This window comes from Amycolatopsis tucumanensis (assembly GCF_021654135.1).
Classification (GTDB): Bacteria; Actinomycetota; Actinomycetes; order Mycobacteriales; family Pseudonocardiaceae; genus Amycolatopsis_E; species Amycolatopsis_E tucumanensis.
Genome location: NZ_JAKGSD010000100.1, coordinates 1 through 11551, shown reverse-complemented (window position 1 = coordinate 11551; position 11551 = coordinate 1). Strand labels below are relative to the sequence as shown.

Below are 11551 nucleotides of genomic sequence, written 5' to 3'. Positions count from 1 at the left end.
GGACGGCCGGATCAGCCGGACGCCGCGCTCGGTGAGGTAGTGGTCGAGTTCGCGGCAGACGTAGCCCTTGTCGGCGACGATCAGCAGTCCGGGGCGTTCGGTAAGCAGGTGGGGTTCGTGGTCGCAGATCGCCATGAGTACCTGCCGCTCGTCGATCACAAACGGATCTTGAACACCCTTCGTCCGTCTCCAGACACCACCCAGACTTCCGCATTACTCGTCTAGAGCCCCGCCATCAGGTCGGTTTCGGTGATGCCCGGCCCCTGGCCCGCGCGGATGAACCACTCGGTGCCGAAGGCGTGGGTGAACGCGTCGTCGGGCATCGCCAGGAACAGGGACTGCTCGCTGATCTGGCTGGCGTGCGTGCGCATCGCCGCGCGCTTGGCCTCCAGCCACGGCCGCACGTCGACCGCGGCGGTGATCTCCGCGGCCGGCTTGCCCAGCTCGCCGAGGCCGTCGACACCGGGGATCGTGATGCCGGACTCGGCGGCCCGTGCGGCGTACTCCGCCAGCCCGGCCCGCATGTGGTCGGTGTTGACCGTGCTCTGGTACACCCGCGGCGTGCCGGCCAGCTCGGCGGCGCGCATCCCGACGCGGTGCACCTGGATGTGGTCCGGGTGGCCGTAGGTGCCGTGGTCGTCGTAGACGGTCAGCACGTCCGCCTGCTCCTCGCGCAGGATCGCCGCGAGCTTCGCCGCCGCCTCCTCCACCGGCGCCCGCCAGAACGAGCCGGGCAGGTCGTTCTCCGGCGTGCCCATCATCCCGGAATCGGTGTAGCCGAGGAACTCCAGCCGTTTCGCGCCGAGGATCTCGGCCGCCGCCCTGGTCTCCTCGACCCGGCGCTGCCACAGCGGCTCGTCGTCGGCGAGGAAGCCGGGCGGCACCTCGCCGTGCTCGCCGCGGGTCGCGACGACGAGCACCACCCGGTGCCCCTCCTCGAAGGCCTTGCGCATGATCCCGCCGCAGGCGATGCACTCGTCGTCGGGATGGGCATGAAACGTCACCAAGGTCGCCACGAGCCGAGCCTACGGGCGCCGATCACATCGCGGCCACCCCGCCAAGCGCGCCCGGCGCATGTCGTCGACGATAGGCGCATGGACTTCGACGCCGACCTGCCCCAGCACCTGGAACGCCACCTGGCCGCGTTCCTCACCGAGGCGGGCGCAGCCGTCCGGGCCGCCCAGCCCGTGTTCGGCTCCGGCGTCGACACGCTCACCGGCTTCGTGCTCGGCGGTGGCAAGCGGCTGCGGCCGACGTTCGCGTGGTGGGCCTGGCGCGGCGCGGGCGGCGACCCGGACGGCCCCGACGCCGAGGGCGTGCTGCAGGCCGTCGCCAGCCTCGAACTGGTGCAGGCGTGCGCGTTGATCCACGACGACCTCATCGACTCCTCCGACTCGCGCCGCGGCCGCCCCACCGTGCACGTCTCCTACGCCCGCGAGCACCGGGCGAACGGCTGGCTCGGCGCCCCCGAGACGTTCGGCCTGGCCGCGTCCGTCCTGATCGGCGACCTGGCGCTGGCCTGGGCGGACGACATGTTCAACAGCGCCCCGCTGCCCGCCGCGACACTCGACGCCGCGCGCCCGGCGTGGCGCGCGATGCGCACCGAGGTGCTCGCCGGCCAGTACCTGGACGTGCGCACGCAGGCCACCGGTGACACCTCGCCGGAGGCCGCGCTGCGGGTGTCGCGCCTCAAGACCGCCGCCTACACCGTGCAGCGCCCGCTGCACCTGGGCGCCGCGCTGGCCGGCGCGGACGAGCAGCGCATCGCGACGCTGCGCGAGTTCGGCGACGACCTCGGCGTGGCGTTCCAGCTGCGGGACGACCTGCTCGGCGTGTTCGGCGACCCGTCGGTCACCGGCAAGCCGGCGGGCGACGACCTGCGCGAGGGCAAGCGCACGCTGCTGGTCGCGCTGGGCCTGCAGCTGGCCGAGGACCCGGAGCAGCACAAGCTCATCGCCGACGCGATCGGCGCCGACCTCGCCGACGACGAGGTGGACACGGTGCGCCGGACGCTGACCGAGGTCGGCGCCGTGGACGCGGTCGAGCAGCGCATCACCGCGCTCACCGGCACCGCGCTGGCCGCGCTGGAGCGCGCCCGCCTGGCCGAACCCGCGGCGACCCGGCTCGCCGAGCTGGCCGAGCTCGCCACCCAGCGCACCTTCTGAGTCGTACACAGTGGACTTCCACCTGGAGTGCGATCCAGGTGGAAGTCCATGCGGGGCAAGCACTTCCGTCGCCCTGCGCGGGTGTCCTGAGTGTGGCTAGGCTGGCGGTATGACCGACACCACCAGGCCGATCCGGATCGGGCTGCAGCTCCAGCCGCAGCACGCCGACTACCGGACCATCCGCGAAACCGCCTCCGCCGCCGAAGACCTCGGCGTCGACATCATCTTCAACTGGGACCACTTCTACCCGCTCTACGGCGACCCCGACGGCAAGCACTTCGAGTGCTGGACCATGCTCGGCGCCTGGGCGGAGTCGACGTCGCGGGTCGAGATCGGCGCGCTGGTCACCTGCAACAGCTACCGCAACCCCGAGCTGCTCGCCGACATGGCGCGCACGGTCGACCACATCAGCGACGGCCGCCTGATCCTCGGCATCGGCTCCGGCTGGTTCGAGAAGGACTACGACGAGTACGGCTACGAGTTCGGCACCGCGGGCGGCCGCCTGGACGACCTGGCCGAGGCGCTGCCGCGCATCGAGTCGCGGCTGGGCAAGCTCAACCCGGCGCCCACCCGCAAGATCCCGGTGCTGATCGGCGGCGGCGGCGAGAAGAAGACGCTGAAGCTGGTCGCGAAGCACGCCGACATCTGGCACGGCTTCGGCGACCCGGAGACCGTCGAGCGCAAGGTCGGGATCCTGCAGCAGCACTGCGCGGACGTCGGCCGCGACGCAGGCGAGATCGAGATCTCCACCGGCGTGCAGGGCGAGCCGGACGAGCTGGGCCCGAAGCTGCGGGGGCTGGGCGTGAGCCTGTTCACCGTCGGCGTCGGCGGCCCCGACTACGACCTGGGCCTGCTGAAGAAGTGGATCTCCTGGCGCGACGCGCAGAACGGCTGACACCTGCCGGGCGGAGGCGGGTGCGACTCCGCACCCGCCTGTTCGCTAGAACGCCATGGCCTGGGCGCGGCGCTTCACCTCCGTGCCGTGGTTGGTGCGCAGGGCGTTGATCGGGGTGCTGCCGGGCAGCGTTTCGTCCGCCTCGTAGAGCCAGCGCAGCATCTCCGTGCGGCTGAACCCGGCGTCGGCGAGCACCGTCAGCAGTCCGGTCAGCCCCTTCACCGGCTGACCGCCGACGAAGAAGTCCGCCGGGACCATCAGGTCGCCGTCGCGCCGCACGGCGAGCAGCTGACCGTCCCGCAGCAGCTGCCGGACCTTGTTCACCGAAAGGCCGATCTGCTCCGCCACTTGCGCCAGCGACAGCACGGCCACGTCGGCGTCGAGGATGTCATCAGCGACTGGGATCGCACTCACGCAAGACAGGGTGCCACATCAGGCCTGGTTGTCCGCAATGTCGCGCGAACGGCGTAACGAAAGCTCCACCACGGCAGTCCCGGGGCGGCTCCACGGACTCCGGCAAAGTCCGTACGATCGGGCGCGTGACGAGCACGGAAACCAGCCTGGCCGGGACGCTACTGGAGCGGCGTTACCGGGTCGACGGCCTCCTCGCGCGGGGCGGCATGTCGGCCGTCTACCGGGGGTCGGACACGAGGCTGGACCGTCCGGTCGCCATCAAGGTCATGGACCCGCGCTTCGCCGACGACCGGTCGTTCGTCGAGCGCTTCGAGCGCGAGGCGCGGCTGGCCGCGAAGCTGCACCACCCGAACGTGGTCACGGTGCACGACCAGGGCGTCGACGTGGCAGGCGACCGCTCGCACGTGTTCCTCGTGATGGAGCTGGTCGACGGCGGCACGCTGCGCGACCTGCTGGACCAGCGGGGCAAGCTCGACGTGCCGCTGGCGCTGAGCGTGGCCGAGCAGATGCTCGCCGCGTTGTCGGCCGCGCACCAGGCCGGCCTGGTGCACCGCGACGTGAAGCCGGAGAACGTGCTGATCGGCGCCACCGGCCACCCGCCGACCGGGGTGGTGAAAGTCGCCGACTTCGGCCTCGTGCGTGCCGTCGCGAGCGCGGGCACGACCAGTTCGAGCATCATCCTGGGCACCGTGTCCTACCTGGCGCCCGAGCAGGTCACCACCGGCATGGCGGGCGAGCGCGGCGACGTCTACTCGGCGGGCATCGTGCTCTACGAGTTGCTCACCGGCCAGGTGCCCTACACCGGCGACACCGCCATCTCGGTCGCCTACCGGCACGTGAACGACGACGTCCCGGCGCCCAGCACGGTCGAGCCCGGCCTGCCCGCGGTGCTGGACGACCTGGTGCTGCGTGCCACGCGGCGCGCCCCGGAAGCGCGGCCCGCGGATGCCGCCGCGTTCCTGCAGGAGCTGCGCCGCGTGCGGGCGGCGCTGGGCATCGCGCCCGCGCCGATCCCGGTGCTGCCGCCGAAGGAGGTGCCCGCCGCGCCCGTCGCGCCCGCACCGCCCGTGGACCCGGAGAAGACCGTGCCCGCGTTCGCGCCGGTCGCGACCACGGACCCGATCGCGGGCCCGCGGGGCACCCGCGCGATGGTCCGCCCGCAGGCCGCGCCCGTGCCGCCGCCCCCGCCCGCGCCGCCGCGGGAGGACCTGAAGACGTTCGTGCAGCGCCGCCCGGTGGTGCTGTGGGCCGTCATCGCCACGCTCGTGGTGGCCCTGGTCGGCACCGGCGTGTGGTGGTTCAGCGTCGGCGAGGACGCCGCGGACTCGATCTCGATCCCGCCGGTGGCCGGCCTGGACCAGGCCACGGCGGAGAAGACGCTGCACGACGCCGGCCTGTCGGTGACCGTGACCCGCCAGTTCAGCGACACCGTCGCGGCCGGCAAGGCGATCGGCAGCGATCCGCAGGCCGGGACGTCGGTGCAGAAGAGCAGCTCGGTCACCCTGGTGCTGTCCTCGGGCCGCCCGACGGTGCCCGACATCAGCCCGGGCACGGAGCTGGCGCAGGCGGAGGCGGCCGTCAAGGCGGCCGGGCTCACACCGCGGCGGGACGAGAGCATCGACACCTACAGCAGCACGGTGCCTGCCGGGAAGGTGCTCGTGGTCGACCCGAAGCCCGGCACGCAGCTCACCATCGGCTCGCCGGTGCGGATCGGCCTGTCGCAGGGCCCGCCGCCGTCGCCGGTGCCCAGCGTCGTCGGGTTGAGCCGGAATGAGGCCTTCCAGCGGTTGAGGGAGGCCGGATTCGAGCCCTACGATGCCGGCACCGAGTTCTCCGAGAACGTGCCGAGCGGCAGCGTCACCCGCACCACGCCGGCAGCAGGGACCACCATCGACGGCCATGGCGACAAGCGGGTCGGCGTGTTCACCTCCACCGCGGTCCAGGTCCCGTCCGTGCTCGGACGGCCGGTGCAGGACGCGATCCAGCTGCTCACCGACGCCGGGCTGCAGGCCGACGTGCAGGGCCGCACACGGAACTTCTCCATCGTCGTCGGGCAGGATCCCGAGCCCGGCGAGCAGGTCGAACGCGGCAAGAAGGTGAAATTGCAAGTATTTCCTTGATCGACAAGGAGATCCGCGCGATTTTCACGTCCACAAAGGACCGATACCCCATTCGAGTGAGAATCGGGAGCCGTTAGCGCTGCGGAAACAAATGGACTACCGTTTCGTCACGTCCGTTTGCTCAAGTAGCAGGCAATCCCGTGTCACCGACCGTAGAGGGGTCGTCTATGGCTGGCCGTCAGCTCAGTGGGCTGGACGTGGCTTTCCTTTGCCTGGAAGGGGAATCCACCCCCATGCACATGGGGGCGGCGGTGATCTTCCAACCGGATGACCCCGTTGATCCGCACCGGCTGGCCGATCTGCTCGCCCGGCGCGCGAGACGGATCCCGCGCCTGCGCCAGCGGTTCCGTTCGTCGTTGTTCCCACCAGGCGGAGCGACCTGGGTGGAGGACCCGCAATTCGATCCGCGCCGGCACATCCACGTGCACCGGCTGGCCGGGTTCTACGCCGACGACCCGCTCGCCACGCACGCGGCCGAGTGGATGGAGCAGCCGCTGCCGATGGACCGGCCGCTGTGGGACCTGCACGTGGTGACCGGCCTGGCGGACGGCCGGTTCGCGCTGCTGCTCAAGCTGCACCACGCGTTCACCGACGGCGCCGGCGCGTTCGCGGTGGCCGCCGGGCTGCTGGACGAGCTGCCGATCACGCGCATGCTCATCGAGGCGGCCGACCGGCCGGCCGATCCGCGTTCGCCGCTGGAGGCGCTGCGGGACGGGGTCGCGGAGGCGTTCAGCCAGGCCGGGGAGAACGCGGCGATCGCGTCGGCGGTCCTGCGTGCCGCGCGACCGTACCCGTTCTCCCCGTTGGGGGCGCCGGATTCGGCCAGCAGGCGGCTCGGGTTCGTCCGGTTGCCGCTCGCCGACATCCGCACCATCCGCGGCACGCACGGCGGCACGCCCAACGACGTCGTGCTGGCCGTCCTGGCTGGCGCGCTGCGGGAGTGGATGATCAACCGCGGTCAGCGCCCGGACGCCCGCACGCTGCGGGCCCTGATCCCGGTGAGCATGCGGGCGCGTGAGGGCGGCTGGGGCGCCAACCAGCTGTCCGGTTACCTGTGCGATCTGCCGGTGCACCTGGACGATCCGGTGCGGCGGTTGCGGGAGATCCGCTGGTCGATGAACCGGAACAAGGCGGCGGGGCCGCAGCGCGGGGCGGGTGCGCTGCCGGTGCTGGCCGACCGGTTGCCGCCGGGGCTGCACCGGCTGGCGACGAAGGTGGCCGGGAAGGCCGCGGGGGCGCTGTTCGACACGGTGATCACGAACGTGCCGTTGCCGAAGCTGGACCTGACCCTGGACGGCGCGCGGTTGTGCGAGATCTACCCGTTCGTTCCGCTGGCGCCGCGGCACGCGGTGGGCATCGCGGCGGCCACGTACGCCGACCACGTCCACATCGGACTGCAGATGAACGGCGACGCGGTGTCCGACACCGGTTCGCTGCGGGACGCCGTGCTGAAGTCCGCCGCTGCTCTGTACGAGCGGTCGATCTAAACATCCGGCGCGGCTTCAGTCATGATGAAGCCATGCCGGTCCCCGACGCGCAGTGGCTTCGCCGTGCCACGAAGAGTGCCATCGTCGTCCCCGTCCCCGAGACGGACCACCTGGTCACCCGGCACCGGCGGACCGTGCCGGCGCACGTGACCGTGCTGTACCCGTTCGTGACGCCGCGGGACATCGACGCCGGGACGGTGGCGGATCTGGAGGCCGCGCTGGTCGGCATCGAGGCGTTCGAGTGCGAGTTTTCGCAGGTGGGGTGGTTCGGCTCGGAGGTGGTGTGGCTGGCGCCGGAGCCGGACGAGCACTTCCGGGCGCTGACGCAGGCGGTGTGCGAACGCTTCCCGGCGCACCCACCCTACGGCGGCGAGCACCCGGACACGGTCCCCCACCTGACGGTGGTGGACCACCGAACGGGCGACGCCCACACCCGGCGACGCGCGGCGGCTGAACTGGCCGCGGCGCTCCCGGTGCGGGCGTGGATCGACCGCGTGCACCTGGTGGCGGGCGAGGACGAACACGGCCCGTGGCGCACGGTGGCGGCCTTCGAGCTGCCGGCGCCGCTACAGCGGCCCAGGGAAGCCGCCGAGGACTACTTCGCTTCTTGAGACCGCAAGAAACGGCAAACACGCCGCCGGGAGCGGCCAACGATGGCGTGTTTGCTGCTCAGGGCGGCGTGTTTGCTGCTCAGGGCGGCGTGTTTGCTGCTCAGGGACGGATAACCGGCAGCTGAATGGGTAGCGTCAACCCCGCAGCATCTCCGCCACCAGGAACGCCAGCTCCAGCGACTGCTGCGTGTTCAGCCGCGGATCGCAGGCCGTCTCGTACCGCCCGGCCAAATCGGAGTCGGAGATCTCCTGCGCCCCGCCGAGGCACTCGGTGACGTCCTCGCCGGTGAGCTCGATGTGGATGCCGCCGGGGTAGCTGCCGAGCTTGTGGTGCACCTCGAAGAAGCCCTGGACCTCGTCGATGATGCGGTCGAAGTGGCGGGTCTTGTAGCCGCTGGACGACTCGTGCGTGTTGCCGTGCATCGGGTCGCACTGCCAGATCACCTTGTGGCCGGTGGCCTCGACCTTCTCCACGATGGCGGGCAGGACGTCGCGGACCTTGCCGTTGCCCATGCGGGAGATGAGGGTGACTCGGCCGGGCTGGTTGCGCGGGTCGAGGCGCTCGACGTACTCCACGGCCTGCTCGGGCGTGGTGGTCGGGCCGATCTTGACGCCGATGGGGTTGGCCAGCAGTTCGGCGAGGGCGATGTGGGCGCCGTCGAGCTGGCGGGTGCGCTCGCCGATCCACAGGAAGTGGGACGAGAGGTTGTACAGCTTCGGGTTGGCCGCGTTGGCGTTGTCCATCCGCAGCATGGCGCGCTCGTAGTCGAGCAGCAGGGCCTCGTGGCTGGCGAAGATCTCGGTGGAGTGCAGCGACGTGTCGCTGACGCCGCAGGCGGACATGAACCGCAGGCCGCGGTCGATTTCGCCGGCCAGCGCCTCGTAGCGCTCGCCCGCGGGCGAGGTGCGGACGAAGTCCTTGTTCCAGTCGTGCACCTGGGCGAGGTCGGCCATGCCGGCGCCGGTGAGGGCGCGGACCAGGTTCATCGCCGCGCCGGAGTTGGCGTAGGCGCGGATCATGCGGCCCGGGTCGGGGACGCGCAGCTCGGGCTTGGCGACGAGCGAGTTGACGATGTCGCCGCGGTAAACGGGCAGGCCGAGCGCGTCGGTGCTGTTGGAGCGCGGCTTGGCGTACTGGCCCGCGATGCGCCCGACCTTCACGACGGGCAGGCTGGCGCCGTAGGTGAGGACGACGGCCATCTGCAGCAGCGTGCGCAGGTTGGCGCGGATGTGCGGCTCGGTGTTGGACTCGAACGTCTCGGCGCAGTCGCCGCCCTGGAGCAGGAAGGCCTCGCCGCGGGCGACCATGGCGAGGCGGTCCTGGAGCCGGTCGATCTCGGCGGGCACGGTGATGGGCGGCACGGCCTCGAGCAGGTGGCGGACCCGGCCGACCGCGTCCGCGTCGGGCCACTCCGGCTGCTGGGCGGCGGGGCGGGACAGGGCGTCGTCAAGCCGGGCACGCAGTTCCGGCGGCAGGGGCGGCAGCTCGGGAAGGGTGTCGACGGGCACGTCCACGGTCCAGTTCACCACCCCAGGATATGGGGTGCGCTGGGACGATCCGCCCCGAGGTGGTGGGGGCCACCCCGGGGCGGCGCCCTCAGCCCTGCCGCACGCGCTCCGGCTCGGGTTCCGGCTTCGCGCGGTCGCCGTGGCCCGGCCACCACGCGGCGCGGCCGATGAGCGCCGTCAGGCTGGGCACGAAGAACATCGCCATGACGAACGCCGCGACGAGGATCCCGAACGACAACGCGAACCCCATCTCGGCCAGCAGCGCGTTGCCGGCCAGCATCAGCGCGCCCAGCGAACCCGCCAGGATGACGCCCGCCGCGGCGATGGTCGGGCCCGTGTGACGCACCGCGAGCGCCGCCGCCTCACGCGGGGAATGACCGTTCTTCGCCTCTTCCCGCAGCCGGGCCATCATCAGGATGTTGTAGTCCGTCCCCAGCGCGACCACGAACATGTAGATGATCAGCGGGATCATGAAGATCAGCCCGGTCTCGCCGATCGCGTTCTGGAACAGCAGCGTCGTCGCACCCAGCGTCGCCGCGAAGCCGAGGCCAACGGACGCCATCACGTACCACGGCGACACCACGCTGCGCAGCAGCAACGCCAGCACCAGCATGATCAGCACCGCCGCCACCGGGAACACCACGCGGTAGTCGCGGTTCATCGTGTCCTGGATGTCGACGTACACCGCGGTCTCGCCGCCGACCAGCGCCCGCGCGCCCGGCGGGGCGCCGTCGTGCGCGGCCGTCCGGAGCGGGCCCGACACCGTGTCGATCGCGGCGTCCGAACTCGGGTCGTCGGTCAGGGTGACCGCGAAGTTGGCCGTCGCGCCGTCGGCGCTGACCTGCGGCTGCCCGACCTGCCCGACACCCGGCACGGCCCGCAGCCGCTCCTCGAACGACGGCAGCGCCGAGACGTCCAGCGCCCCGCTGTCGCTGTGCAGGTAGACGTTCGTCGGCGAGGTCGTGCCCGGCGGCAGGCCGCGCTCCAGCTGCCGCAGCCCGACCTGCGATTCGGCGGTGTCCGGCATCGAGCCGGACGCCAGGTCGAAGGTCGGGTTGAAGTTGACCAGCCCGGCGGCCAGCGCGGCCATCACCACGCCGGACACGGCCGCGAAGATCGCCGGCTTGCGCCCGAGACCCCGGCCGATCGCGGCGAACCGCGCGCCCTTCGGCTCGGCGCGCCACGACTTCGACGGCCAGAACACCTTGGCGCCCAGCAGGGACACCACGGCGGGCACCAGGGTCAGCCCGGCCAGCAGCGTGACCGCGACCGCGATCGCCAACGACGGGCCCATCGACCGGAAGAACCCGAACAACGACAGGGCCATCGACAGGAACGCGATGATCACGACGGCCGCCGCGGACGTGATGGCCTCGCCGACGCGGCTCACCGCGGTGACCATCGCCTGTTTCGGTTCGTCCCCGGCGCGCAGGCGTTCGCGGAACCGGAACATCAGGAACAGGATGTAGTCGGTGCCGACGCCGAACAGCACCACGATCAGGATCGACGAGATCGACGCGTCGGTCTGCATCCCGAACAGCTTCACCACCCAGGAGATGAGGCCGTTCGCGATCTGCGACACGATGCCGATCAGCACGATCGGCAGCAACGCGATCACCGGGCTGCGGAAGATCACCAGCAGCAGCACGAGGATCAGCAGCACGGTCGCGATGCCGACCACGGCGTCCGCGCTGCCCGACGCCTCCTGCACGTCGAGCTGCTGCGCGACGGTGCCGGTGGTGGCGGCCTTCAGGTCGCCGCCGCCGAGCAACGCCTGCAGCTCGGTGCGGAACTGCTTGGCCGACGCGGTCAGCTGCTCGGCGTTGCCGGACGACAGCTGCGGCATCTTCACCGCGGAGATCTGCACGACATTGTTGGGCGCCGGCGTCGGCGGCGAGATCAGCTCGACGTCCGGCAGGCGTTTCGCGGTCAGGCCGGCCAGCACTTCACCGGTCTTCTGGGTGTCCGCCGCGGTGAGCGGAGCGTTGTCGCCGCGGTAGAACACGACGAGCATCGACGGGGTGAACGCGGTGGGAAACGCTTCCTGGCCCAGGGTCATCGCCTGGATCGACTCGTAGTCCCTGGGCAGTGCGTCGCTTTCGTCCGTGCTGCGGGGCAGCGCCGGCGCGGTGAAGATCACCACTACGGCCAGCACGACCCAGGCGGCGATCACCCACCAGGGCCGGTGTACGACCAACCGCCCCAGCCGGGCGAAGACGCCACGTTCGATGACGGGTTCTTGCCTCGCGGAGGTCATGCCCCATTCAACCCCCGCGAAGCTGAGAACCGGGAAAGCCCTAGGACGTGTCCTCAAAGTTGGAGATTCGACCTGGTTTGATCTTGGGTTGTG

The 11551-nt window shown here is 71.3% G+C and carries 9 protein-coding genes and 1 pseudogene; 5 read left to right on the top strand and 5 right to left on the bottom strand.

Going from position 1 to position 11551, the window contains the following annotated elements; all coding sequences use genetic code 11:
* Together L2C96_RS45540 and L2C96_RS43215 are read right to left on the bottom strand one after the other, a co-directional pair.
* A pseudogene (locus tag L2C96_RS45540) lies at positions 1-159 on the bottom strand (IS982 family transposase); the annotation flags it as partial.
* Positions 160-221: 62 nt separating this feature from the next.
* Positions 222-1016 (bottom strand): PIG-L family deacetylase, encoded by a 795-nt coding sequence (locus tag L2C96_RS43215; protein WP_237340196.1) that lies wholly within the window; start codon positions 1014-1016, stop codon positions 222-224.
* 78 nt (positions 1017-1094) lie between these two features.
* Here L2C96_RS43215 and L2C96_RS43210 point away from each other — a divergent pair, with 78 nt between their 5' ends.
* Together L2C96_RS43210 and L2C96_RS43205 are read left to right on the top strand one after the other, a co-directional pair.
* Positions 1095-2165, top strand: a complete 1071-nt coding sequence (locus L2C96_RS43210; protein WP_237340195.1) for a polyprenyl synthetase family protein — start codon at positions 1095-1097, stop codon at positions 2163-2165.
* Positions 2166-2274: 109 nt separating this feature from the next.
* A complete protein-coding gene (locus L2C96_RS43205; protein WP_237340194.1) occupies positions 2275-3060 on the top strand; it encodes an LLM class F420-dependent oxidoreductase in 786 nt (261 codons plus the stop codon).
* A 45-nt stretch (positions 3061-3105) separates the two neighbouring features.
* Here the strand turns inward: L2C96_RS43205 and L2C96_RS43200 are convergent, their stop codons facing one another.
* Entirely contained in the window at positions 3106-3474 is a 369-nt protein-coding gene (locus tag L2C96_RS43200) for an Rv2175c family DNA-binding protein (protein ID WP_017983985.1), read from the bottom strand.
* A gap of 125 nt (positions 3475-3599) precedes the next feature.
* Between L2C96_RS43200 and pknB the strand changes: the two genes are divergently transcribed.
* From pknB to L2C96_RS43185, 3 genes are all read left to right on the top strand, one after another.
* Positions 3600-5594 carry a Stk1 family PASTA domain-containing Ser/Thr kinase gene (gene pknB, locus L2C96_RS43195; protein WP_237340193.1) on the top strand — a complete coding sequence of 665 codons (1995 nt, stop codon included), beginning with the start codon at positions 3600-3602 and terminating at the stop codon, positions 5592-5594.
* Between the two features lie 167 nt (positions 5595-5761).
* Positions 5762-7081: a wax ester/triacylglycerol synthase family O-acyltransferase gene (locus tag L2C96_RS43190; RefSeq protein ID WP_272884077.1), complete on the top strand. Its 1320-nt coding sequence runs from the start codon at positions 5762-5764 to the stop codon at positions 7079-7081.
* A gap of 32 nt (positions 7082-7113) precedes the next feature.
* Complete coding sequence (locus L2C96_RS43185; RefSeq protein ID WP_237340192.1) at positions 7114-7692, top strand: 2'-5' RNA ligase family protein; 579 nt, start codon at positions 7114-7116, stop codon at positions 7690-7692.
* A 135-nt stretch (positions 7693-7827) separates the two neighbouring features.
* On the opposite strand, the gene L2C96_RS43180 is transcribed toward L2C96_RS43185, so the two are convergent.
* Both L2C96_RS43180 and L2C96_RS43175 read right to left on the bottom strand, forming a co-directional pair.
* Positions 7828-9219 (bottom strand): class II 3-deoxy-7-phosphoheptulonate synthase, encoded by a 1392-nt coding sequence (locus tag L2C96_RS43180; protein WP_026153352.1) that lies wholly within the window; start codon positions 9217-9219, stop codon positions 7828-7830.
* A 70-nt stretch (positions 9220-9289) separates the two neighbouring features.
* Complete coding sequence (locus tag L2C96_RS43175) at positions 9290-11458, bottom strand: MMPL family transporter (protein WP_237340191.1); 2169 nt, start codon at positions 11456-11458, stop codon at positions 9290-9292.
* Positions 11459-11551 lie beyond the last annotated feature (93 nt).

Bases quoted from the DNA above. Each gene is read 5' to 3' on its own strand.
- L2C96_RS43175 (WP_237340191.1), bottom strand. From the start codon at position 11,458: ATGACCTCCGCGAGGCAAGAACCCGTCATCGAACGTGGCGTCTTCGCC.
- L2C96_RS43210 (WP_237340195.1), top strand. From the start codon at position 1,095: ATGGACTTCGACGCCGACCTGCCCCAGCACCTGGAACGCCACCTGGCC.
- L2C96_RS43190 (WP_272884077.1), top strand. From the start codon at position 5,762: ATGGCTGGCCGTCAGCTCAGTGGGCTGGACGTGGCTTTCCTTTGCCTG.
- L2C96_RS43185 (WP_237340192.1), top strand. From the start codon at position 7,114: ATGCCGGTCCCCGACGCGCAGTGGCTTCGCCGTGCCACGAAGAGTGCC.
- L2C96_RS43205 (WP_237340194.1), top strand. From the start codon at position 2,275: ATGACCGACACCACCAGGCCGATCCGGATCGGGCTGCAGCTCCAGCCG.